This is a genomic window from Algibacter aquimarinus, assembly GCF_039543265.1.
Lineage (GTDB): Bacteria > Bacteroidota > Bacteroidia > Flavobacteriales > Flavobacteriaceae > Algibacter_B > Algibacter_B aquimarinus.
In genome coordinates this window covers 225907-250244 of the sequence record NZ_BAABJK010000007.1, presented here as the reverse complement: position 1 = coordinate 250244, position 24338 = coordinate 225907, and the positions used below count along the sequence as shown (strand labels likewise).

General features: G+C 31.2%; 27 protein-coding genes and 1 tRNA gene. 22 read left to right on the top strand and 6 right to left on the bottom strand.

Going from position 1 to position 24338, the window contains the following annotated elements; genetic code table 11:
* Window positions 1–54 precede the first annotated feature (54 nt).
* A complete protein-coding gene (locus ABD939_RS12210) occupies window positions 55–1005 on the top strand; it encodes a nicotinic acid mononucleotide adenyltransferase (protein ID WP_345169003.1) in 951 nt (316 codons plus the stop codon).
* Between the two features lie 80 nt (window positions 1006–1085).
* On the opposite strand, the gene ABD939_RS12205 is transcribed toward ABD939_RS12210, so the two are convergent.
* From ABD939_RS12205 to ABD939_RS12190, 4 genes are read right to left on the bottom strand one after another with little or no spacing between them, the layout of a single operon-like run.
* Window positions 1086–1988: a sugar phosphate isomerase/epimerase family protein gene (locus ABD939_RS12205; RefSeq protein WP_345169001.1), complete on the bottom strand. Its 903-nt coding sequence runs from the start codon at window positions 1986–1988 to the stop codon at window positions 1086–1088.
* A 57-nt stretch (window positions 1989–2045) separates the two neighbouring features.
* Window positions 2046–2624: a nicotinate (nicotinamide) nucleotide adenylyltransferase gene (nadD, locus tag ABD939_RS12200; protein WP_345168998.1), complete on the bottom strand. Its 579-nt coding sequence runs from the start codon at window positions 2622–2624 to the stop codon at window positions 2046–2048.
* A gap of 9 nt (window positions 2625–2633) precedes the next feature.
* Complete coding sequence (gene gmk, locus ABD939_RS12195) at window positions 2634–3221, bottom strand: guanylate kinase (protein ID WP_345168996.1); 588 nt, start codon at window positions 3219–3221, stop codon at window positions 2634–2636.
* Between the two features lie 16 nt (window positions 3222–3237).
* Window positions 3238–4095 carry a YicC/YloC family endoribonuclease gene (locus ABD939_RS12190; RefSeq protein WP_345168994.1) on the bottom strand — a complete coding sequence of 286 codons (858 nt, stop codon included), beginning with the start codon at window positions 4093–4095 and terminating at the stop codon, window positions 3238–3240.
* Window positions 4096–4232: 137 nt separating this feature from the next.
* On the opposite strand from ABD939_RS12190, the gene ABD939_RS12185 reads away from it, so the two are divergent.
* Complete coding sequence (locus tag ABD939_RS12185) at window positions 4233–5375, top strand: SUMF1/EgtB/PvdO family nonheme iron enzyme (protein WP_425550289.1); 1143 nt, start codon at window positions 4233–4235, stop codon at window positions 5373–5375.
* Window positions 5376–5428: 53 nt separating this feature from the next.
* Here the strand turns inward: ABD939_RS12185 and ABD939_RS12180 are convergent.
* Window positions 5429–5510: transfer RNA gene (locus ABD939_RS12180), tRNA-Leu, on the bottom strand.
* Between the two features lie 146 nt (window positions 5511–5656).
* Here ABD939_RS12180 and ABD939_RS12175 point away from each other — a divergent pair.
* From ABD939_RS12175 to pth, 3 genes are all read left to right on the top strand, one after another.
* A complete protein-coding gene (locus ABD939_RS12175) occupies window positions 5657–6598 on the top strand; it encodes a ribose-phosphate pyrophosphokinase (RefSeq protein WP_345168990.1) in 942 nt (313 codons plus the stop codon).
* A gap of 45 nt (window positions 6599–6643) precedes the next feature.
* The gene (locus ABD939_RS12170; RefSeq protein WP_345168989.1) at window positions 6644–7294 is read left to right on the top strand and encodes a 50S ribosomal protein L25/general stress protein Ctc; all 651 of its coding nucleotides are present in this window, start codon (window positions 6644–6646) and stop codon (window positions 7292–7294) included.
* A gap of 79 nt (window positions 7295–7373) precedes the next feature.
* Window positions 7374–7997, top strand: a complete 624-nt coding sequence (gene pth, locus ABD939_RS12165; protein ID WP_345168988.1) for an aminoacyl-tRNA hydrolase — start codon at window positions 7374–7376, stop codon at window positions 7995–7997.
* A gap of 25 nt (window positions 7998–8022) precedes the next feature.
* Here pth and ABD939_RS12160 read toward each other — a convergent pair whose 3' ends face one another.
* Window positions 8023–10713, bottom strand: a complete 2691-nt coding sequence (locus ABD939_RS12160) for a zinc-dependent metalloprotease (protein WP_345168986.1) — start codon at window positions 10711–10713, stop codon at window positions 8023–8025.
* A gap of 78 nt (window positions 10714–10791) precedes the next feature.
* On the opposite strand from ABD939_RS12160, the gene ABD939_RS12155 reads away from it, so the two are divergent.
* The 17 genes from ABD939_RS12155 (at window position 10792) to ABD939_RS12075 (ending at window position 24264) form a co-directional block, all read left to right on the top strand.
* The gene (locus ABD939_RS12155; RefSeq protein ID WP_345168983.1) at window positions 10792–11727 is read left to right on the top strand and encodes a bifunctional riboflavin kinase/FAD synthetase; all 936 of its coding nucleotides are present in this window, start codon (window positions 10792–10794) and stop codon (window positions 11725–11727) included.
* Complete coding sequence (locus ABD939_RS12150; protein ID WP_345168982.1) at window positions 11720–13036, top strand: HTTM domain-containing protein; 1317 nt, start codon at window positions 11720–11722, stop codon at window positions 13034–13036. The genes ABD939_RS12155 and ABD939_RS12150 overlap by 8 nt, the downstream gene beginning before the upstream one ends.
* A gap of 44 nt (window positions 13037–13080) precedes the next feature.
* A complete protein-coding gene (gene serS / locus ABD939_RS12145; protein ID WP_345168979.1) occupies window positions 13081–14352 on the top strand; it encodes a serine--tRNA ligase in 1272 nt (423 codons plus the stop codon).
* Between the two features lie 174 nt (window positions 14353–14526).
* The gene (locus ABD939_RS12140) at window positions 14527–14649 is read left to right on the top strand and encodes a hypothetical protein (RefSeq protein WP_345168975.1); all 123 of its coding nucleotides are present in this window, start codon (window positions 14527–14529) and stop codon (window positions 14647–14649) included.
* 225 nt (window positions 14650–14874) lie between these two features.
* Window positions 14875–16650, top strand: a complete 1776-nt coding sequence (locus ABD939_RS12135; protein ID WP_345168972.1) for a tetratricopeptide repeat protein — start codon at window positions 14875–14877, stop codon at window positions 16648–16650.
* A gap of 2 nt (window positions 16651–16652) precedes the next feature.
* Window positions 16653–16976 (top strand): DUF4286 family protein, encoded by a 324-nt coding sequence (locus tag ABD939_RS12130; protein ID WP_345168970.1) that lies wholly within the window; start codon window positions 16653–16655, stop codon window positions 16974–16976.
* Between the two features lie 31 nt (window positions 16977–17007).
* Entirely contained in the window at window positions 17008–17802 is a 795-nt protein-coding gene (gene rsmA / locus ABD939_RS12125; protein WP_345168967.1) for a 16S rRNA (adenine(1518)-N(6)/adenine(1519)-N(6))-dimethyltransferase RsmA, read from the top strand.
* 43 nt (window positions 17803–17845) lie between these two features.
* On the top strand, window positions 17846–19225 hold the full coding sequence (gene mgtE, locus ABD939_RS12120) for a magnesium transporter (protein ID WP_345168964.1): 1380 nt from the start codon (window positions 17846–17848) through the stop codon (window positions 19223–19225).
* Window positions 19226–19336: 111 nt separating this feature from the next.
* Entirely contained in the window at window positions 19337–19702 is a 366-nt protein-coding gene (locus tag ABD939_RS12115; protein WP_345168961.1) for a cupin domain-containing protein, read from the top strand.
* Window positions 19703–20638, top strand: a complete 936-nt coding sequence (locus ABD939_RS12110) for a 2-hydroxyacid dehydrogenase (protein WP_345168960.1) — start codon at window positions 19703–19705, stop codon at window positions 20636–20638.
* A gap of 9 nt (window positions 20639–20647) precedes the next feature.
* Window positions 20648–21058, top strand: a complete 411-nt coding sequence (locus tag ABD939_RS12105; protein ID WP_345168959.1) for a LuxR C-terminal-related transcriptional regulator — start codon at window positions 20648–20650, stop codon at window positions 21056–21058.
* Window positions 21059–21163: 105 nt separating this feature from the next.
* Window positions 21164–21670 carry a DUF4199 domain-containing protein gene (locus ABD939_RS12100; protein ID WP_345168957.1) on the top strand — a complete coding sequence of 169 codons (507 nt, stop codon included), beginning with the start codon at window positions 21164–21166 and terminating at the stop codon, window positions 21668–21670.
* A gap of 7 nt (window positions 21671–21677) precedes the next feature.
* Window positions 21678–22136: a DUF1801 domain-containing protein gene (locus tag ABD939_RS12095; protein ID WP_345168955.1), complete on the top strand. Its 459-nt coding sequence runs from the start codon at window positions 21678–21680 to the stop codon at window positions 22134–22136.
* Window positions 22137–22151: 15 nt separating this feature from the next.
* Window positions 22152–22523: a VOC family protein gene (locus ABD939_RS12090; RefSeq protein WP_345168953.1), complete on the top strand. Its 372-nt coding sequence runs from the start codon at window positions 22152–22154 to the stop codon at window positions 22521–22523.
* A 14-nt stretch (window positions 22524–22537) separates the two neighbouring features.
* Entirely contained in the window at window positions 22538–22924 is a 387-nt protein-coding gene (locus ABD939_RS12085) for a VOC family protein (protein ID WP_345168951.1), read from the top strand.
* Between the two features lie 23 nt (window positions 22925–22947).
* Window positions 22948–23712 carry a sulfite exporter TauE/SafE family protein gene (locus ABD939_RS12080; RefSeq protein ID WP_345168949.1) on the top strand — a complete coding sequence of 255 codons (765 nt, stop codon included), beginning with the start codon at window positions 22948–22950 and terminating at the stop codon, window positions 23710–23712.
* Window positions 23713–23817: 105 nt separating this feature from the next.
* Window positions 23818–24264 (top strand): NINE protein, encoded by a 447-nt coding sequence (locus ABD939_RS12075; protein WP_345168947.1) that lies wholly within the window; start codon window positions 23818–23820, stop codon window positions 24262–24264.
* Window positions 24265–24338: the final 74 nt, after the last annotated feature.

Sequence of the window (24338 nt, the reverse complement as noted above, 5' to 3'; positions counted from 1 at the left end):
ATTTTTGGCACGCCTTTTGGAATTACTTAAACAGAAACCCTAAAATGGATGATTATGAAGACTATAAAATTACTTTTAAGCTTTACATTAATATCAACACTTTTTACTTCTTGTTATACAGAAGTTATAGTTGATGATTTTGTTGAACCAGGAATTACAGTAAATCAATTATTAAGCTCGCACGAGTTATGGTATGTTGATATTAATTCAACTCAAGGTTTTGGAGAAACTCCATTTTTACAAAAGGCTTTCACAATTTCTTTTATAAACGGTGTAGTTTATGCAAACAATAATATAGTTGGTTTGGGTGATAATGGTGATGGATTTGGAATCGATATTGGAGAATATGATGCTTACAATATGGTTTTAGATGTATCTCATGATATTGACGGTTTTGAAACTTTTGACGTTTTCCAAATAGACAATAATACTATTGAATTATACAACCCAAACAACGACACATCTTACTTTTTAGATGGTTACCAAAGAAGCAATTTTGATTACGATTTTGTGTTCTACGATAATATTCATTATTTCTTACAGGAATATGAAGCTTGGGAAAAAACTTTTACTAGTGAGTTTGGTGTGTTAAATGAATTTGATAATGAAAATTATTTACAGTTTTTAGCAGGAGGAAACGACTCTGAATTTAGAAGTTCGCAAGATAATAATGGGCTTAACGTAAATAATATTTTATGGGATTATACCGGAGTTTATGGAGTTGGTAATATTAGTGGAAATGATTTATTGAAAACTTTAACATTAGATTATGATTCTCTGGACAATGAATATTTTGAATTGAGCGTTATAAATGACGGAAAGATAGAGTTATTTCATCCTTCATCTGAAACAGTTTACGAGTTTGTTGGTAGAGGATACATACAATTCTTAAAAACAGCAAATACAAAAGAAGGTGATAAAACAACAAATATAAAAGCTGATAAAAAACGAAAGTTTAAAAAGGCAAGAGTTGAAAATCCTAGAGAAAATACAAGAGTAAAATAATTTTGGTTGGTTATTTAGTTTAGAAACCGTTTAGAGCAACTGCTTTAAACGGTTTCTTTTATGGTATAAGTTAGTTTTTGCTAAAGAGCTTTTTTAAATGTATTAAACATGTCACTTATAATCTCTTTTGGGTCACCTTCTGAGAGGCTTTCAAATGACACATAGCCTTGGAAATTAGATTGTTTTATGATAGATGCAATTTTAACTATATCAGCAGGAACTTTAGTGCTATCTTTGGTTTTGACATGCTCTTTTACAAACCAATAATTGCCGTAAGGTGCTAATTTTTCAATTTCTTTATAGGGGTCATCAGATGGTAAACTCCCACAATCTAAAATAAGACCAAACCATTCAGAATCCACACGTTTAATAATATCAATTACTTCATCACTTGTAAATAAAAACTCATCATGGTTTTGTAAGCCTACAATAACACCGAGTTCCTCACCATATTTAGCGCAAGTTTTAAAGTCTTTAACAAGCCATTCTTTTATCTCATCTTTTGAGAAATCTTCAGATTTATTTCTACCGGTAAACACCCTCATAATTGTAGCACCAAGTTTTGAAGAGATTTCTAACCAGTTTTTTATAAGCTCTTTATCAGTATTTCTAATATTAACATCAGGTGTAACAAAATTATTCCTTACACCAGTCCAAGCAATATCTAAACCTAAATCAAGTGCCCTTCTTTTTAGCGCAAATAGCTCTTTGTTTGGTGGTATTTCTGGATAGGAAGAAAAATAATAACCTGTTAAATCTACGGCATCCATTCCTAATTCTGCACAGAAATCCATCATATCAAAAAAAGTCATTTCGCCACTTCTTAGCATCGAGTTAAATGAATAGGCATTGATGCTATACTGGACTCTTCTCTTTTTTAATTGGAAGTCTTTTTCGTTATTTAATGCTAGGAGTTTGCCAGAGCTTAATATAAGTGGAGTTAAAGCTAAACTTTGTAGAAATGTTCTTCTTGTTTTTTTCAAAATAATAAGGTTTACTACAAATTTAATGATAAAAACCTTATGCTTGCGGCGCCTTAATTATTTATAAAAATTCATTTCATCTAAATATTCCCAAACAAATTCGGGGAGCAAAGGCTTTACATTTTTACCGTTTTTGATTGAGTTTCTAATAAAAGTAGAGGAAATTTCCATAATAGGCGCATCAATAAAATGAACTTTTTGATGAGTATGAAATTGGGTTTCAACATTACCGCCAGATATTCTTGGGTATACGTAAAGATGGTGGTTTTTTATGATAATTTCATAGTTTTTCCATTTATGAAAACTCTTTAAATTGTCTTCACCCATAATTAATGCAAACTCGTAATCAGGATATTTTTCCTGTAAATGTGCCAATGTATTTACTGTATAACTTGGTTGTGGTAAGTTAAATTCAATATCGCTAGGTTTAAGTTTTGTGTAATCTTTTGTAGCGCGATATACCATTTCTAAACGCTGATAATTATCAAGTAAACTACTTTTCTTTTTAAATGGGTTATGGGGTGTTACAACAAACCAAACTTGATCTAAATCGCTATGCTCTGCAATATGATTTGCAATTACTAAATGCCCAATATGGATAGGGTTAAAAGAACCAAAATACAGACCAATCTTCATTATTAATTTTTAAGATTTTAAAAAATTACTAACCAAAAATTCAGCTTCTTTTAGGGCGTTTTCTAAATTGTCATTTACAATAATAGTGTCAAATAAAGGTGCAGTAGCTAACTCTGCAGATGCTTTTGCAACACGCATATTTATTTTGTCTTCGCTTTCAGTTTTACGTTTTTTAAGCCTTATTTTTAGCTCGTCTATACTTGGTGGTTTAACAAAAATAGCGAGGGTTTCTTTAGGAAATTTTCGTTTAATTCTTAGTCCACCAGATACATCAATATCAAAAATAACGTTTTTGCCATTAGCCCAAATACGCTCTACTTCTGTTTTTAAGGTACCGTAAAAATTATCACGATATACTTCTTCCCACTCTAAAAACTCATCATTTTTAATTTTGTTTTTAAATGCTTTTGCAGAAAGAAAGTAATAGTCTTTTTCGTGTATTTCTTCGCCTCGTTGTTCTCTGGAAGTAGCTGATATTGAAAACTCTAAATTTAAATTTTCTAGTTGAAGTAAATGCCTAACAATGGTGGTTTTTCCAGAACCAGATGGTGCTGAAAATACTATGAGTTTGCCTTGTTTTTTATTTGTTTTAGTCACTAATTATTCTTTTTAATTAGAGAACATTCAATAATTGTTCCTTAATTTTTTCTAGCTCATCTTTCATCTGAACTACCAATTGTTGCATGGGTGCATAGTTACTTTTAGAGCCGATGGTATTAATTTCTCTACCCATTTCTTGACTTATAAAACCTAGCTTTTTACCATTAGAATCTTTTGAATTCATAGATTCTGAAAAATAATTTAAATGGTTTTTTAAGCGCACTTTTTCTTCGGTAATATCAAACTTCTCAATGTAGTAAACAAGCTCTTGTTCAAACCTGTTTTCATCGTATTTTTCTCTTAATTCCTCAACCCCTTTTTTAAGTCGTTCTCTTACACCTTCTACACGCTCAGGGTCCATTGCAATAACTTGCTCAAGAATATTTTCAATAGAATGTATTCTTTTCTTGAAGTCTTCTTCTAGTACCTTGCCTTCGTTTAGTCTATGGTTTACTAAATCTTTAGTAGCTGTGTTTATTTCTTTTTCAATGGTTTTCCATTCGTTTTCGTCAATTTCCTCACGAACCGTATTTAAAGCGTCAGGAAAACGAACAGCCATTTTTAGTAATTCTAAATCGTCACTATTAACAACTTCTTGAAGCTGTTTCATGTATTGTTTTACTACAGGCGTGTTTATTTGAGTCGATGTGTCCTCTGCAGTGGCTTCAACATATATAGAAAAATCGATTTTCCCACGTACAAGCTTATCGGCAAGTAACTTCCTTATAGTAAGTTCTTTTTCTCTGTAAATAGAAGGCATTCTAGCGTTTAAATCTAGATTTTTACTATTTAAAGACTTAAGTTCAATTGTAATTTTTTTTGTTGGTAGTTGTAAAACAGATTTTCCGTAACCTGTCATTGAATAAATCATAAACTCATGTATTAAGTTATGCAAAGGTAATTAAAACCTTAAGTTAAGAAAATAGATATTACATGTTAAATACTTTAAGGCACATTATATAGTTTATGTAGCAATTAATAAATACTTTTGAAAAAATAACTTTGAAAATGCGAATGAATAATATAAATCTTTTTACAACTTTATTGCTTGTTTTTGCCTTAGTTTTTTCATGTAAAGATAATAATGAGAAAACTGAAATTGAAGAGAAACAAAATACTGAAGTTTTAGATAAGACAATAAACTCAAATACTTATACTTCTGAGGTTAAGGATAGTCTAATTGCTAACCCTCCAAGTGGAATGATTTGGATTCCTGCCGGATCGTTTTTACAAGGTGCAGTGCCACAAGATAAAGAAGCAATGGGGCACGAAAAACCACAACACCCCGTAAGTGTTGATGGGTTTTTTATGGATATTACAGAAGTAACAAATGGAGATTTTAAGAAATTTGTTAAAGAAACAGGCTATATAACCACTGCAGAAAGAGAAATTGATTGGGAAGAAATGAAAAAACAACTTCCTGAAGGAACGCCAAAACCTCATGATTCTATTTTACAACCAGGATCCCTTATGTTTAAAAAAACAGAGACTACTGTGCCTAATTTATATGATTTTTCACAGTGGTGGCGATGGACTATTGGTGCAAATTGGAGGCATCCAAATGGTAAAGATTCTACTATTGAGGGTAAAGATGATTACCCCGTAGTTCATATTAGTTTTGAAGATGCAGTAGCCTATTGTAAATGGGCTGGAAGGCGTTTGCCAACAGAGGCAGAATGGGAATATGCAGCCAGAGGAAATCAGAAAAACACCGTTTATCTTTGGGGAGATGATAGGTCTCAATTATCTAAATGGGTTAATAGTTGGGAAGGAGAGTTTCCAGTAACTAATACTTTACAAGATGGTTACGAAAGAACAGCACCTGTAAAAACATATCCGCCAAATACATTCGGGCTTTATGAAATGGCTGGAAACGTTTGGGAATTTACTAAAGATTGGTATAACCTAAATTATTACAAGGAATTAGCAGATACAGGTGAAGCCGTTATTAATCCGAAGGGAGCAGATAAAGCATATAATCCAAATAACCCTTACTTACAGGAAGTTATAATAAAAGGAGGTTCTTTTTTATGTAGCGATTCTTACTGTGCTAGTTATAGAGTGTCATCCCGAATGGGAACCAGTAAAGACTCTTCATCAGAACATATTGGGTTTAGAACTGTTGCTACGCCTGAAATGTTATTGAAATAACTAAACAAATCGTGGTATAAAAAAAGGATAGCTTTTAAGTTATCCTTTTTTAGTACTCAAGGTGGGAATCGAACCCACACTTCCGAAGAAACTGGATTTTGAATCCAGCGCGTCTACCAATTCCGCCACTTGAGCAATTTTGGACTGCAAAAATATAGTTTTTTTCGATATAGTGCTATAAAATACTAGCCAATATACTTTTTAGGTAGAAATAAATGTCTAAATTTGCACCTCGTTTAAAAAAACAGTCTTTTTAAATACTATAAAACAACTAGTTAACCATGGGTGTTGTAAAAACTGAAGCTAAAATATTTGCTTGTACGCAAAGTATGGTATTGGGTGAGAAAATTGCCAAAGCTTTTGGAGCAGAATTAGGTAAGGTTATCACGTCAACTTATAGTGATGGTGAATTCCAACCTTCGTATGAAGAATCTATCCGTGGTACTAGAATTTTTATTATTGGATCAACACATCCTGAACCAAGAAATTTAATGGAAATGTTGTTAATGATTGATGCCGCTAAACGTGCATCTGCCAGACACATTACTGCTGTAATGCCTTATTTTGGATGGGCAAGACAAGATAGAAAAGACAAACCTCGTGTACCAATAGCAGCTAAATTGGTAGCAAAAATGTTAGAAGCAGCAGGAGCCACAAGGATAATAACCATGGATTTACACGCAGACCAAATCCAAGGTTTTTTCGAAAAACCAGTAGATCATTTATACGCTTCCATCATATTTTTACCATACCTACGAAGTTTAAATTTACCAAACTTAACAGTAGCTTCACCAGATATGGGTGGTTCTAAAAGAGCATACGCCTATTCAAAAGCTTTGGAGAGTGATGTTGTAATTTGTTACAAGCAACGAGCAAAAGCTAATGTTATATCTCATATGGAATTAATTGGAGATGTTACTGGCAAGAATGTAGTTTTAGTGGATGATATGGTTGATACTGCTGGAACATTAACAAAAGCAGCAGATTTAATGATGGAACGAGGTGCTTTAAGTGTTAGAGCCATTTGTACGCATCCTATTTTATCAGGTAATGCTTATGAAAGACTAGAGAACTCTAAGCTAGAGGAATTAATAGTTACAGATTCTATTCCTTTAACACAGAAAAGTGATAAAATAAGAGTACTAAGTTGTGCAGATTTATTTGCAGAGGTTATGGACAAAGTTCATCATAACAGATCAATCAGTTCAAAATTCGTGATGTAAGTCACGTTAAAAAAAGAGTATTAATTAAATTATTTATATAAACAAATGAAATCAATTACAATTAACGGATCTCAAAGAGAAAGCGTGGGCAAAAAAGCAACAAAGGCCTTACGTAATGCTGGTCAGGTTCCTTGCGTATTATACGGAGGAGATAAGCCAGTGCACTTTTCAGCACCAGAATTAGCTTTTTCAAAACTTGTATACACGCCTAATGCGCATACAGTTGTGATTAATTTAGATAGTGGTGAAGTTTTAAATGCAGTGCTTCAAGACATTCAATTTCACCCAGTAACAGATAGAATTTTACACATAGATTTCTATCAGTTATTCGAGGATAAAGAAATTGCATTAAATATTCCTGTTCAACTTGTTGGTAATTCAAGAGGTGTTAAAAACGGTGGAGTTTTAAGAAGAAATAACAGAAAATTACGTATTAAAGCACTTCCTGCTAACTTACCAGATTTTATAGAGATAGATATTACGCCTCTTAAAATTGGAGATAAAGTAGCAGTTGGAGATTTACCAGATGGTAACTACACATTCTTACATTCTGATAATACAGTGGTTTGCCAAATAAAAACAGCAAGAACAGCCATTGTTGATGATGATGATGAAGATGAAGAAATTGAAGGTGAAGAAGGAGCAGAAGGAGCTAGTGCAGATGCACCAGCAGCTGAAGCTACAGCTGAGGAATAAATTTTTCTTAGGTATTAAAATACAAAGCATTCTGAATTATCAGGATGCTTTTTTATTTTTACAAAAATAAGAAGGAAGAATGTGGCAGTTTTTAAATAAATTATTTGTTAGAAAAGATAAAATACAAGAGGACAATATGAAGAAGTACTTAATTGTAGGCTTAGGAAATATTGGAGAAAAATATGAAAACACAAGACATAATATTGGATTTAAAATATTAGATTTTTTTGCTAAAAAAGCAGATATATCCTTTGAAACTCTAAAACTAGGTGATGTTTCATCTTATAAAATTAAAGGAAGAACTCTAATTTTTTTAAAGCCAAGTACTTTTATGAACTTAAGTGGGAAAGCTATTTTATATTGGATGACTAAAGAGAAAATTCCTTTAGAAAATGTACTCGTTATTACTGATGATTTAAACTTACCCTTTGGAAGTATTCGATTAAAAACTAAAGGAAGCGATGGAGGCCATAATGGTTTAAAAGATATTCAAGATAAATTAAATACCACAAAGTATAACCGATTTAGATTTGGTATTAGCGATGCTTTTAGTAAGGGCAGACAAATTGATTATGTACTGGGCGAATGGACAGAAGAAGAAAATACAACCTTGGATGAGCGCTTAGAAATATCTGTAGAACTTATAAAGTCGTTTGTTTTATCTGGGGTGAATAATACTATGAATACGTTTAATGGAAAATAAGCTATTTACAATTTTTTATTGCGTTTTACTTAATAATTATTTTTTTAGAAACACTTTTATTACCATCTTCTATATTTAAAATATACATTCCAGATTGGATGCTATTCAAAGTAATTTCTTCGTCAAATGTTTTATTGTTTAGAGCGTAGACTTTATTGTAAATAGATCGTCCTCTTAAATCGAAAACTTGAATATTTAGAGTGTCAGTAAATGTTTTATCTGCTTTAATAATGAATTTTCCTGTATTTGGGTTTGGAAAAACTTTAAAATCAGCTAAATCTAATTCTTCAATATTTAATGGTGTTTCGGTGGTTTCACAAAGCTCTACAAACCACGAATTTAAAGTTCCAACATCTCCACCGGCAAAGTCACCTAAACGAATAGTCCAATTACCAGAAGAGTTCTCGCCATTAAAACCAGAAAGCAACTCTCTTATGGATTTTGACGCAATGCCAGTTCCAGAATTAAAGCAATTATACGTTATTGCATTATCATCAAAAACACCAATTATATTATCTTCTTCATCACAATCTTTTGAAGATTTTAATAAAATTTGTGTTCCACTGGGACTTAAGACAGCTAAGGCTAAATCGCCAATATAGTCGTGCGTAACATCAACACCAATTTTTAAATTAGAGATGGTAGTGGCATCTGGAATAGTTATTATACTATTTTGAGTAAAAGCATCACCGTTATCTGTAATTGTGATACCTAAAGCAGCAGCAGAATTGTACTGACTACAGGTTGTATTAACTGTATAGTCAATAGCAAAATCGTCTGAGTTTATTGCGAAAAAATTATTGTTTGTAGGTTCAATCATTATTCTACAATACGGCGCTGGTGTATTGGGTACGGTTAAATTATAACTTCCATTATTTGGAATATTATTTACAATAGGGCTATAGGTTAAACCACCATCGGTAGAAAGTAAAATATTTACATTAGAAGCTCCTGGAAGAGTATTTGTGTTATTTACATTCCAAGTAATGGTCTCATTAGTTCCGCTATTCCATAAAATACTGGGGCTATTTTGCGAAGTTACTTCAAATGGGCCATAAGATGTGCTGAAAGTAACCTGCATGTCATCATGGTTGTTATTAGCGCCTCCTAATTTGTTGTCTCTTACAGTTAGTCTAAAATCAGCAGTTCTATTTGTTAACGGAATTTTTTCCCATTGTGTGGTGTTGATGCCGAATTTTAAGTCTGAAAGTTTTGGGAAATATCTTGTGTTATTGGTTGTAGGTGGGTAGGACCTAAATAATACAGAATTAGCATCTGTTGAGTTTGGGTTTGGATATGTTGTTAACGCATTATTTTCGTCAAATTGTTCCCAACAATATGTCAAATCATCACCATCAATATCACTAGCTGTTCCTACTAACTTAAACGCTGTACCAATAGGGAGTGTTAAATTACTTCCTGCATTTACCGTAGGAGTATTATTCCCTGTATTAACTGTTGTGGCACATGAGGTACCTTTAATGTAATTGGTAACTTGCTGGATAGAAATGCCATGAAAATAAGGGTCGCTATTTACTTCAACATTGGTAGATGCCGTAATTCCTGCATAACCCATTATTGTTGTACCACTTCCTGGTTCCATTTGCGAATTAGTTCCTTCGTTTCCACCATGAGTCCAAGTATGTGTAGCTCCAAATTGATGCCCAATTTCATGTACAACATAGTTAATATCAAAATTGAATCCAATAGGTGATGATCCTGTTGAAAACCCTGAACCTTTATGATTTCTTGTGGCTACAGAACCTCCATTATTACAAACACATCCAATACAACCTGCATCACCTGTAGGGTTATTGTTGTTGTCATTAATGCCACCTAACAAATGCCCAATATCGTAATTAGCTTCTAGAATTACAGTGTCTAATGTGTTGGCTAATTGATTGTCGTAATTAGATAAACTCGTGTAAGGGTCGGTGCCTGAATTTAGGTATATAATTAAATTATTGTTAGGAATTAATTGTAATGTGGTGTTAAAGTCGTTTTCAAAAACGGCGTTTATATTTGTTAGTGTAGCATTTATAGCCGCGTTTACAGATGCTAGAGTACCTCCATGAAAAGAGGCATATTCTCCAGTAACAGATAATGCTAATCGGTACGTTCTTTTTATACTATCATCAGCATCTTTTATACTTAAACTAGATTTTAATATTTCCTTCAAAATACTGTTTTCTGTTAAACAGTTAAAGCTACTATTTGCCTCAAGGTTTGATTTATTAATTACTCTAATTTGATTTTTTGTGTGAGGCTCAAAAATAACAGCATTATCCTTTCCCAAAATAATACCAGAAAATCCATTGTAAGGCGATAAACTAAAACGAAAATAAGCTTCAGGAGAATCGACACCATAACCAACATAAGATTTTATTTCAGGATATTTTGCCTGCAAATCTGGATGCATAACTGATGCTTCTTTGATTATGTATTTTTCGAAAACGCCTTTACTATCAGGAAAACTTAAAACAAAACTAGAGGCTTCTTTAGAGCTATTTGTTTTACTTGTTGCAGAAAGTTTTTCGGATAAGGTTTTATAATCAAATTCAAATATAACCTCATTATCAACATCCTGAAAGCTTTCGGTTGATATTTGGTCAGAATCATTACGATCTACTTTAACAAAAAAGTTGTTTTGCCCAAAAGCGGAAAATACAACTAAAAACATGGAAATTGTTAAAACATAATGTAGCTTTGTTTTCATAAAATTATTCAGGGCATTTTATTAAACTATAATAACAAATCTAGTTTTTTTTAGTTAGACTAGCAATTTACTGCTTTTATGAGCAAGGTTCAAAACATTGAAGAATATAAATCTGTACAACCTACTGTAATTACCATTGGTACTTTTGATGGGGTTCATATTGGGCATCAACAAATAATTAAACGACTTATAAATACTGGAAAAACAGAAAATTTGAAATCTGTAATTCTTACTTTTTTTCCACATCCAAGAATGGTTCTTCAAAAGGATTCAAATATTAAATTAATTAATACAATTGATGAACGCAGCCAAATTTTAGACGATTTAGGTTTAGATTACTTACTAATAAAAAAGTTTACTAAAGATTTTTCAAGGCTATCCGCTGAAGATTTTGTAAAACAAATTTTAGTTGATAAACTAAAAGCAAAAAAAATTATTATCGGTTATGATCATAGATTTGGACGAAATAGAAATGCCGATATTAATGATTTAAAAACCTTTGGAGAAACGTTTAATTTTGAGGTTGAGGAAATCTCGATGCAAGAGATTAATGACGTAGCCGTAAGCTCGACAAAAATAAGAAATGCACTAAAAGATGGGGATATAATGAGAGCAAATAAATTTTTAGGGTACAATTTTATGCTTAATGGTACTGTTGTAGAAGGTAAGGGCTTGGGTAGAACATTACAATTTCCTACAGCCAATATTTTAATTGAAGAAGATTATAAACTCATCCCAAAACAAGGCGTTTATATTGTTAATTCAAAAATAAAGAACAAGTTGTATTTTGGAATGATGAATATAGGCGAGAATCCAACTGTTGATGGTAATGAAGAAACTATTGAAGTTCATTTCTTTGGTTTTAATAAAGACATTTATGGTAGAAAGATTCAAATTAATTTGCTTAAACATATTCGTGAAGAGCAAAAATTTGAATCAGTTGATGCGTTGAAAAATCAATTAAATAAAGATAAAAAAACAGCTCTTGACTATATAGAGAACCACCATGCTTAACAAATGGTTATTTAAACATATTGATAATTCTTCGTTAATAGTTTTCCGTATTATTTTTGGACTTCTTTGTTTTTTAGAATCTGTTGGAGCTATTATAACAGGCTGGGTTAAAATGACTTTAGTCGACCCAAAATTCACTTTTAATTTTATTGGATTAGATTTTTTGCAGCCATTACCAGGAAATGGTATGTATGTTTATTATGCTGTAATGGGCTTTTTTGGACTATTTATAATGCTAGGGTATAAGTACAGATTTAGTATGTTGTGTTTTGCAATTATGTGGTCTGCTACCTATTTAATGCAGAAAGCATCTTACAATAATCATTATTACTTGTTGATGCTCTTGAGTTTTATTATGATATTTCTACCTGCTCATAAGTATGCTTCAATTGATGCTAAGCTAAATCCAAATATTAAATCTATATCTATGCCTAATTGGTGTAAATGGGTTTTTGTAATTCAACTTTTTATAGTTTACACTTATGCTTCTGTAGCTAAAATATATCCAGATTGGTTAGATACTACAGTGATTGAATTATTAATGAAAGGAAAAAGGAATTATGCTATAGTTGGGGAATTTCTTCAACAAAAATGGATACATTATATACTAGCATATGGCGGTATTTTGTTTGACGGTTTAGTAATACCCTTGTTATTATTTAAACCAACTAGAAAGTATATATTCTTTATTTCTATATTTTTTCATTTATTTAATTCAATTGTTTTTCAAATAGGCATTTTCCCTTATTTATCATTGGCATTCACTTTATTCTTTTTTGAACCCGAAACAATTCAGAAGATATTTTTAAAAAAGAAGCCCTTTTACAAATTAGAAGAAATTATTATTTCAAGTTATAAAAAGCCTTTAGTTGTATTGTTTTCAATTTACTTTTTAATCCAAATATGTTTACCATTACGGCACCATTTTATAGAAGACAGTGTGCTTTGGACAGAAGAAGGACATCGTTTGTCATGGCGAATGATGTTAAGATTAAAAAGCGGTTATGCCACTTACGAGGTAAAAAATAGAAATACTGGTAAAACCACTAAAGTTAATTTGGATGATTATTTAACAAAAAAGCAGCAACGTTTAGCAGCTTCAAAACCAGATGCCATATGGCAATTTTCTCAATATTTAAAAAAAGAGTATCAATCTAAAGGAGAAGATATATCAGTATTTGTTAAATGTAATCTTAGTGTGAATGGTAAACCGTATAAGAAGCTAATAAATTCTGAAATAGATTTGGCTAATGTTGAATGGCATTATTTTAAACACAGTAATTGGATTTTACCCTCAAAACAAGAGTAAATATATTAGTAATTGCCTAAATTTGTTGCTTAAATTTTTAACAGATGTTACAAGTATCTTTTATTAAAGAACATAAAGATTTGGTAATTGCACGATTAGAAAAAAGAAATATCGATGCAACTAACATGATCGATGAGGTAATTAAGCTTGATGAAGATAGAAAAAGTATCCAAACAGAGCTTGATAATACCTTGGCAGAATCAAATGCTTTGTCAAAAGAAATAGGGAATTTGTATAAATCTGGGGAAGCTCAAAAGGCTAACCTTTTAAAAGAAAAAACAAGCCTTTTAAAAGAGAGTTCCAAAGAACTGTCTGAAAAACTTAATGATACTGTAGAAGCTTTAACCGAATTGCTTTATAAGATACCAAATATTCCAAATGAAATCGTTCCTAGAGGAAATTCAGAAGAGGATAATGAGGAGATTTATAAAGAAGGAGATGTACCTGTTTTACACAAAAATGCTTTACCACATTGGGAACTCGCTAAGAAATATGATATTATTGATTTTGAGCTTGGTAATAAAATTACTGGAGCAGGATTCCCTGTTTACAAAGGTAAAGGCGCTAAATTGCAACGGGCATTAATAACCTATTTTTTAGATAAAAATACAGCAGCCGGTTATACAGAATATCAATTGCCACTTTTAATTAATGAAGCTTCAGGTATTGGAACGGGTCAACTTCCAGATAAGGAAGGGCAAATGTATCATGTTACGGAAGATAATTTATACTTAATACCAACTGCCGAAGTGCCTGGAACAAATATTTTTAGAGATACATTACTTAACGAAAGTGATTTACCAATAGGTATAACAGGTTATACCCCATGTTTTAGAAGAGAAGCAGGGAGTTATGGAGCACATGTAAGAGGTTTAAATAGATTACATCAGTTTGATAAAGTAGAAATTATTAGAGTGGAACACCCAAGTAATTCATACGCTGCTTTAGATGGTATGGTTAACCATGTAAAAGATATTTTAAAAGAATTAAAATTACCATACAGGATTTTAAGATTATGTGGAGGCGATACATCTTTTGCTTCAGCGTTAACTTATGATTTTGAGGTGTTTTCTACAGCTCAAGATAGATGGTTAGAAATTTCTTCTGTATCTAATTTTGAAACGTTTCAAGCAAACCGATTAAAACTCCGATTTAAAAACACTGAAGGTAAAAACGAATTAGCACATACGCTAAATGGAAGTGCTTTGGCCTTACCAAGAGTACTTGCAGGTATTTTAGAAAATTACCAAACAGAACATGGAATTTTAATCCCAGATGTACTTCAGCCTTACACAGGATTTAGCATAATAAATTAAAAAAACAGATAAAATTTAAAAACAAAAAATCCTACAAATTTGTAGGATTTTTTGTTTTTAAATCGATTAAATGCGTAAAATAAAGGTTGTTTAACGATTTTGCTTGTATTTCTTTTGTATTTCACAATATATTTTTGAAGTTAGCGTAACCAAAAAACTTAAACTTAACCTACCATGAAAAATGTTAAACGCATTTTACTTTTAATTGCCCTAATTTTCTTTGCTAGTAAAGTTTTATTTTCAGATTTCGAGATTTCAAAATCTGAAAATAAAACAACAGCTATTGCAGGAAAATAGTTTCAATAAAATTCCAAGATAAGTAATATCAAGGTTAGAAAAATAGTCCGTTTCGTTAAGTCGAAAATTTAAAGACTGTCCCCAATCGAGTATTACAAAGTTTTTGAAATTAACGGTTAGTTAATAGAACATTTATTTTGGTTGGTTAGTGCCCGAATTTTATTCGGGCATTTTTTTATCATAATATTTACAATATCTAAAAAGCACAATTGTTATATTTACAACATGAGATTTCTTTTTGTTTTATCCCTTTTTATATCTACCAGTGTTTTTGCTCAAGATGATGTTCTTGCTAAAGAATATTTTATAAATTCAGATTTTGAAAAAGCCTTATTGGAATACAAAAAGTTACACGATAAATCACCTTCAAATCTATCTTACATTGATAAAATAATTATTTCGCATCAGCAATTAGAACAATATGATGAGTCTGAAGCATTTTTGCTAAAACTATTGCAACGTATTAAGTATCCAGCTTTTATGGTTGAGTTGGGTTATAATTATCAGTTAAAAAATGATGTTGAAAATGCAACTTTAAATTACAATAAAGCACTTGCAAGTATAGATGAGAACCCTAGTAATGTGTTTTCAGTAGCGAGAAACTTTCAAAACCATTCACTTTTAGATAAAGCTATTATTGCCTACGAAAAGGCGATGCTACTCAAACCAGATTATAATTTTAATTTACAATTAGCTCAATTATATGGTGAAAAAGGCGATATGGAAAAGATGTTTGTGGGTTATATGAATTTTGTTCAGTCTAATCCTGTTTCACTAGGAAATATTAAACGCTATATTAACGACTTTATTAGTGAGAATAACGATAACGAAAATAATATTTTGTTGCGTAAAATTCTTTTAAAGAAGATTCAGCAAGAACCTAATTTGATATGGAATGAAATGTTAAGTTGGTTATTTATTCAACAAAAAGACTTTAAAAAAGCGTTTACTCAAGAAAAAGCGATTTATAACAGACGACCTGAAAGCCTAACAAGAATTGAAGACTTAGCAACTATCGCATCAAATGAGAATGATAACGATATAGCCAAAACTATCTACACATTTATTATTGAAACAGCTCAAGATTTAGACACACTATTAAATGCTCATTACAGTTTACTTCAACTAGAAACAAAAGAAGGTTTAAAAGAAAATTATAATAATATTAATTCTAAATATTTAGAATTATTTAAAGAGTTTGGAACGTTTTCACAAACGTTAAACTTACAAATTTCGTATGCTCATTTTTTAGCTTTTTATCTAAATAAGACTAATGATGCAACAACTTTTTTAGAAGAAACATTAAAATTACCATTAACTGAATTACAAAAAGCTAAGGTTAAATTAGAGCTAGGAGATATTTTAGTTTTGCAAGAAAAATTTAATCAGGCACTAATTTATTACACGCAAATTCAACGTAATTTAAAAAATAGTACCATATCTCAAGAGGCACGCTACAAAGTTGCAAAAACAAGTTATTATAAAGGCGATTTTAAGTGGGCAGAATCACAGCTTAAAATTTTAAAGGCTTCAACATCACAGCTTATTGCTAATGACGCATTGGCTTTAAAGCTTTTAATAACTGATAATAAATACGAAGATTCATTACAAACAGCCTTAAAGTTATACGCAAAAGCAGATTTATTGGCATTTCAAAATAGAAATAACGACGCTATAAATGTGTTAAGTACTATTTTAAAAGAACATAAAACAGAGCCTATAATAGCCCAAACATTATACAAACAAGCAAAATTATTTGAAAGTAAAAAAGAGTTTGAAAAAGCTAAATCCAATTACGAATCTATAATGGCAAATTATAGAGAAGGTATTTTAATAGATGATGCTCATTTTATGCTAGCAAAATTATTTGAGAATTATTTTAACCAACCCGAAAAAGCAAAAACTTTATACGAGCAAATTATTTTTAACTATGCAGATAGTATTTATTTTGTTGATGCCAGAAAACGATATAGAGCTTTAAGAGGCGATGCTATAAATTAATTATGATTATATACAACGTAACAGTAAACATAGATGAATCCATACATGATGAATGGCTAGTTTGGATAAAAGAACACATCCCACAAGTTTTAGGTACGGGTAAATTTGAAAAAGCAACCTTATCTCAAGTTTTAGTAGAAGAAGATATGGGAGGCGTAACATACTCTATTCAATACCGATCTTATTCCCGAGAAGCTTTAGATGCTTATTATAAAGAAGATGCTGAAAAGCTAAGAACTGATGGTATGAAAAAGTTTGCAGATAAAATGTTAGCTTTTAGAACAGAACTTCAAATTGTTGATGAATATACTGTGAATTTTAAATAATATTAAATGACCTCAAAAGTATCTATAACTTGTGTTAAATAAATCAAACCAGAACCAAGTAAAAGCAAAGAAACATTTAGGGCAACATTTTCTAAATGATGAATCTGTGGCAGAAAAAATTGCCAATACGCTTACTTTAAACAACTATAAAAATGTTTTAGAGATTGGTCCGGGTATGGGTGTGCTTACAAAGTATTTACTCAAAAAAGACGTTGTAACTTATGTCATCGAAATTGATACCGAATCAGTTGAATATCTTCAATCTAACTATTTAAATTTAGCACCAAGAATAATAGAAAAAGATTTTTTAAAATACGATTTAAACGAAGTATTTCAAGAAAAACCCTTTGCTATAATAGGCAACTTTCCTTATAATATTTCAACTCAAATAGTTTTTAAAACCCTAGAAATGCGTAACCAAATTCCTGAATTTTCAGGGATGTTTCAAAAAGAAGTTGCAAAACGTATTTGCTCTAAAGAAGGCAGTAAGGTTTATGGTATTCTTTCAGTTTTAACCCAAGCTTTTTATAAAGCAGAGTATTTATTCACAGTATCACCAAACGTTTTTAATCCTCCGCCAAAAGTAGATTCTGGTGTTCTTAGGCTTACCAGAAAAGAAAATTATTCATTACCCTGCGATGAAAAATTCTTTTTTAAAGTAGTTAAAGCAGCTTTTCAACAACGTAGAAAAACACTTCGTAACAGTTTAAAAACATTCAATTTATCTGATAATTTAAAAGCAAATAGTATATTTGGCAAACGTCCAGAACAATTAACTGTTGAAGCCTTTATTGAGCTTACACAATTAATTGAAAAAGACAAATAAAACCTTTTTGTTATTTCCATAGAGTGCAACGACGAGAAATCTCATGTCAGAAGAAAGCGAAAACATACAATTTCAATTAACTGATGAACTCATTGAGAAAGTTGAGTTATTTATCGAACAAGAAAATGATACAGAACTCAAAACGCTATTAGATGAGTTTCATTACGCTGATATTGCCGAAATTTTAGATGAATTAAATCTAGAAGAGGCTGTATATGTTATTAAACTTTTAGACTCCCATACGACTTCAGATATCCTTATGGAGATGGATGAAGACAATCGAGAAAAAGTTTTAAAAAATCTTTCTGCCAAAGAGATTGCCGAAGAAGTTGAAGAATTAGATACCGATGATGCAGCAGATATTATTGCAGAATTATCTGAAGAACGTCAGCAAGCAGTAATAGCTCAAATTGAAGATGAAGAACATAAAGCAGAAATTACTGAGCTTTTAGCCTATGATGAAGATACTGCAGGAGGACTAATGGCAAAAGAGCTCGTTAAAGTTTATGAAACATGGACGGTTGCTGGTTGTATGCGCAGAATTCGTGGTCAAGCCAAAGAAGTAACTCGGGTGCATTCCATTTACGTAGTAAATAAAGAAGAAAAATTGATAGGGAGACTCTCCTTAAAAGATTTAATTGTTGCTAAAAGTGACCAAAAAATATCAGACCTTGTTAAGGTTAATGTGGATTATGTAAATGTTAATGAAAAACCCGAAGAAGTAGCGAGAATCATGGCAAAATATGATTTAGAAGCCATACCAGTTATTGAAAGTGACGATAATAAAGTACTCTTAGGTAGAATTACTATTGATGATATTGTAGACGTACTAAAAGAAGAAGCTGATAAAGATTACCAAATGGCTGCAGGTATTACGGGAGATGTAGAAGCTGATGACAGTATTTTGCAACTTACCCGTGCACGTTTACCGTGGTTATTTTTAGGGCTTGTAGGTGGTATAGGCGCATTTTTAATCATGGAAGGTTTCGAAGGGCTTTTTACAGGTAAGGCTGTTATATTATTCTTTTTTACACCATTAATAGCAGCCATGGCTGGTAATGTTGGGGTACAATCTAGTGCGATAATTGTGCAAGGTTTAGCCAATGACGATGTACGAGGGAGTGTAAATAGTCGTTTGTTAAAAGAAATGTTATTAGCAGCATTAAATGGTGCTATTCTTGCACTATTTTTATTCTTTTTTGTTTGGGCTTTTAAAGGCGAAATAAATACTGCACTAGCCATTTCAGTATCACTCGTAGCTGTAATAATTGTGGCAGGACTTATAGGCACATTTGTTCCATTATTTCTTAATAAACGTGGTATAGATCCGGCTATTGCAACAGGTCCGTTTATAACAACTAGCAATGATATTTTAGGAATTTTACTTTATTTCTGGATAGCCAAAATGATTTTAGGTATTTAGTTTATTGATAATTATTATAGGGCTTTATTCTTCAGTATATTATTTTACTTGTGTTTCACATAAAAGAATTTCATCAGTAATCTATAACACTAAACTTCGTAATTTTGTAATATGAATTCAATTAATATCAAAGAGAAACTATCTAAATTTAGTAAGAATTGGCATCCGCATCAAATTGCAATTGTAGATAATATGCAGGTTATTTTAGCCAAATTAAAAGGTGAGTTTGTGTGGCACAGTCATGAAGAAGAAGATGAATTGTTTCAAGTTATAAAAGGCACATTGCACATGCAGTTTAGAGATAGAACTGAGGTGGTTAATGAAGGAGAAATTATAGTTGTTCCCAAAGGTGTAGAACACAATCCGTGTACAAAAAATGATGAGGAAGTTCATGTATTGCTTTTTGAAAAATTGAGTACAGCACATACAGGAAATGTGGAGCATGAAAAGACACAAACATATTACCCGAAAATTTAAATGAAGATATTACATTTAGATAGCAACCACGATTTATTAATAAATCAATTAAACGTTCTGGGTTTTATTAATGATGAAGATTATACATCTTCAAAAGAGGAGATTGAAGCTAAAATACATGAATATGATGGTTTTATAATAAGGAGCCGTTTTACTATAGATAAACAATTTCTAGACGCTGCAAAAAACTTGAAATTTATAGGTCGTGTTGGTGCTGGTTTGGAAAATATAGATTGTAATTATGCCAATAAAAAAGGTGTTTATTTAATTTCTGCACCAGAAGGTAATAGAAATGCAGTTGGAGAACATACTTTGGGGATGCTATTGTCACTTTTTAATAAACTAAACAAAGCTGATGCAGAAGTTCGAGCTGGTAAATGGCTAAGAGAAGATAATCGAGGTATAGAATTAGACGGAAAAATAGTGGGGCTTATTGGTTATGGAAACATGGGAAAAGCTTTTGCTAAAAAACTTAAAGGTTTTGATGTTGAGGTACTTTGTTACGACATAAAGGATAATGTTGGCGATGCTAATGCTAAACAAGTATCACTATCAGAATTTCAAGAAAAAGTAGATGTGGTGAGTTTGCATACACCTCAAACAGCATTAACTTTAAATATGATTAATGAGTCATTTATCAATCAAATTAAAAAGCCTTTTTGGTTATTGAATACTGCGAGAGGTAAAAGTGTGGTTACTCAAGATTTAGTTTCAGCATTAAAATCAGGTAAAGTTTTAGGAGCCGGACTTGATGTGTTAGAATATGAAAAAGCATCTTTTGAAACTTTGTTTTCTTCAGAATTGCCAGAAGCATTTCAATATCTAATAAATTCAAAAAATGTTTTATTATCGCCACATGTAGCAGGTTGGACTATTGAAAGCAAAGAAAAACTGGCACAAACTATAGTTGATAAAATAAAAGCTAAATTTTGTTAATTTTAAAGCATGAAAAAAACCGTTTTCGTTTTTTCACTGCTTATTTTAGCACTACTACTTCTATTTCAATTTAGTAAATACACTTTAATTAGTGGCGATTTACAAATAGAATATATATTGGCTTTAGTCGCTATAGTTTTTCTAGCGATTGGGATATTTATAAATAGGAAAACTAAAAAGCAAAATAGAACCGCTAACCATACAATAGATTTTCAAAAAATTGAAGACTTAGGTTTGAGTAAACGAGAGTATGAAGTTTTGAAAGAAGTCGCTCTAGGATTATCAAATCAAGAAATAGCAGAGAAATTATTTGTTTCGGAAAGTACCATAAAAACTCATGTTTCTAACCTTTTGGTTAAGTTAAATGCTAAACGACGTACTCAGGCTATTCAAATTTCTAAAAACCTCAATATCATTTAATTTATTAGCTTTACAACTAAAGTATTAGCAATTTAGTACTTTAGTATGAGCTTCAATTCTTCCTACCACACTACTTTTGGTTAACTAATCAAAATACTATTAATTATGAAAAATACTGTAATTAAATATGGCCTTTATGCATTAATAAGTGGTTTTATTTTTTTTGGGCTGCCTTTCTTTTTAGGAATGGGAGTAGATTATGACTACGGAGAACTTATAGGTTACACATCTATGATACTCTCTCTATTGTTTGTTTACTTTGGAATTAAACACTACCGAGATAAAGTAAATAATGGAAAAGTATCCTTAGGTAAAGCTCTTGGAATTGGTATGTTAATAGCATTATTTTCTGCCGTTGGCGTTGCAGTTTTCGATTACATATATACCACTCAAATAAATCCAGATTTTGCAAGTGAGTATTTAGAGTATTCCGTAAAAAAGATGGAAGAAACATTACCAGTAGAAGAGGTAAAAGTTAAAACTGCTGAATTAAAACAGCAAATGGAAGACTACGGCAGTCCTATTATTATGGCTTTAATGATGTTTGCATCAGTTATAATTCTAGGGTTTATTATATCTTTAATTTCCGGACTAATTCTTCAACGTAAATAAATTTATAATGCAATCAAAAGCTACATCACCAAAAGAATATTTAAATGAGTTACCTGAAGACAGGAAAGAAGCCATTTCAAAATTAAGGCAACAAATTTTAGATAATCTTCCCAATGGCATTGAAGAACAAATGAGTTATGGAATGCTTGGATATGTTATTCCACATTCTGTGTATCCAGATGGTTATCATTGTAATACAACGCTACCATTACCTTTTATGAATTTAGCATCTCAAAAAAACTTTATAGCGGTTTACAGTATGGTACTTTATTCAAAAAAAGAGTTAATGGATTGGTTTACATCGGAATATGTCAAACGTTGTAAGTATAAGTTAGATATGGGTAAAAGTTGTATTCGATTTAAAAGAATGGATGATATCCCTTTTGATTTAATTGGAGAATTAACTGCAAAAGTAAGTGCAGAAGAGTGGATTAAAATATATGAAACAGCAATTAAAAATAAATAACCAAAACTTTAAATTATGAAACTAGGAGCATTTTCAGCAAGTCTAAGTGTTAAAGATATTCACGCATCAAAACAATTTTATGAAACATTAGGTTTTAGCGTTTACGCTGGACAGATTGAAAAAAATTATCTGATTATGAAAAATGGTAACGCCCTTATTGGATTATTTCAAGGTATGTTTGAGCAAAACATATTAACCTTTAACCCTGGTTGGGATGAAAGTGCTAATAAAGTAGAACCTTTTGATGATGTTAGAACCATTCAAAAACATTTAAAAGAAAATGACATTAAGATTGAAAGAGAAGTAGATGAAAACACCTCTGGGCCAGCAAGTATAGTAATGTATGATCCTGATGGTAATACCATTCTTATAGACCAACATGTATAATAAATCAACAAAAAATGAAAAATAGAGTAACAGGAATAGGAGGCTTGTTTTTTAAAACTAAAAATCCTAAAGCCTCAAAAGATTGGTATAAAAAACATTTAGGTTTTAACACAGACGATTATGGTTGTACCTTTTGGTGGAAAGATGATGAAGGAAATAAATGCTCAACCCAATGGAGTCCATTTCCTGAAGACACAAAATATTACGAACCATCAAAAAAGGACTTTATGTTTAATTATCGTGTAGAGAATTTACATGAATTGCTTAAGGTTTTAAAAGAAGAGGGTGTTACTGTTGTTGGTGAAGTTGAAGAATACGAATATGGAAAATTTGGGTGGATTTTAGATAATGACGGCAACAAAATTGAGCTTTGGGAACCTGTAGATAAAGCTTTTTTGTAAATTCGTTTTTTAATGAATAGCTATTGACTTATTTAGAAATACTTCAATCTTATAGTTTAACTGTAATACAATGGATAGCTGTTGGTATTGCAGTTTTTTTCTTGGGCTTATCTAAATCTGGAATTAAAGGTATAGGCATTATTATTGTGGTTATTCTTGCCTTCGTTTTTGGAGAAAAAGCATCCACTGGAATTTTACTTCCTATGCTCATTTGTGCTGATATTTTTGCAGTTATTTATTACAATAGGCATGCGCAGTGGCATATTATTAAAAAGCTAATACCATGGATGATTGTTGGCGTTTTAGTTGGCGTTTGGATTGGTAATGATGTTTCAGAAATGCTTTTTAAAAGACTTATGGCTATTATTATTATTGGTTCTGTTCTAATTATGTTTTATACAGAAATTAGAAAATCTAATAAAGTGCCAACTAATAAGTGGTTTGCAGGAACAACAGGTTTCTTAGCAGGTTTTACAACCATGATAGGTAATTTAGCAGGTCCTATTTCTAATATTTATTTTTTAGCCATGCGTTTCCCTAAAAATGAATTTATAGGTACAGCAGCGTGGTTGTTTTTTATTATTAACGTTTTTAAATTGCCATTTCACTTTTTAGTTTGGAAAACCGTTTCGGTTGAAACTTTGGTGCTAAATTCGGTTTTAATCCCGCCAGTAGTTATTGGTTTTTTTGTTGGTGTTACTATAGTTAAATTAATTTCCAATCTAAATTATAGGCGTTTTATTTTAATAGTTACGGCCATTGGTGGTATTGTTTTATTGTTTAGGTAGATATTTTTATTTTTATTAGTAACATTGTTTTAATTTGGTATACATATAGTTAGTAGTGAATTTAATTTTTTATTACTTTTATATTCAAACCAAAAATTTATTAAAATGTCTGATGAAAAAAATTTAAGCGACGATCTAAATGAAATGTTAGGCGATGCAAAAGAAGGCGCAAAAAAAGCTGCCGATAAAGCTGGAGAATTTGCTGGTGAAGCAAAAGAAAAGGCCAAAGAGTTTGCAAACGAGGCCAAAGAAACAGCTTCAGAATTTGCTGATAGTGCAAAAGAAACCTTCAACTCACAAGAGAGTAAAAAAATACTAGCAGGAGTTCTAGCAATATTATTGGGTGCATTAGGAATTCATAAATTTATATTAGGTTATAACAAAGAAGGTATTATAATGCTAGTAATAACATTAATATTAGGAGTAGTTACATGTGGTATTGCTGCATCTTTAATGGGTATTGTGTCTTTAATAGAAGGGATTATATATCTAACAAAATCAGATGAGGAGTTTTACAATACATACCAAGTAGGAAAGAAACCTTGGTTTTAAAATAAAATTCAAACCAGAAGCTACAATTTCTGGTTTTTTTAATACTTTCAATATCGTAATATTGCAATAACACA